This is a genomic window from Psychrobacter sp. W2-37-MNA-CIBAN-0211, assembly GCF_040309405.1.
In the GTDB taxonomy this organism is placed as follows: domain Bacteria; phylum Pseudomonadota; class Gammaproteobacteria; order Pseudomonadales; family Moraxellaceae; genus Psychrobacter; species Psychrobacter glaciei.
Genome location: NZ_JBEOOU010000531.1, coordinates 1 through 240 on the forward strand (window position 1 = coordinate 1; position 240 = coordinate 240).

Sequence of the window (240 nt, forward strand, 5' to 3'; positions counted from 1 at the left end):
GAGTAAATGGATAGGCAGGGCTAAAATTAAGCACAATACCGGCCTCTATCTTAGGGCAGTTTTTGCGTATCACTTGCATCGCAAGTCCATGGGCGAGTAATAAGTGGTGCGCCGCTTGGCGTCCTGCTTTTTGACTTTTTATGCCTGGTGCATGTACCCCTATTTCATAGCCTAGGTAGGCACTACAAAACGGTTCGTTTAAGGTCGCATAAGAATCCACTAAGCCCTCTAGTTGCTGAG

Annotated in this window: 1 protein-coding gene; it reads right to left on the reverse strand. The window is 47.1% G+C overall.

The annotated features are described in order from the left end of the window. Positions 1-240, reverse strand: a 240-nt coding sequence (locus tag AAEY72_RS16150) for a family 1 glycosylhydrolase (RefSeq protein WP_352311693.1), incomplete at both ends; no start/stop codon positions are given.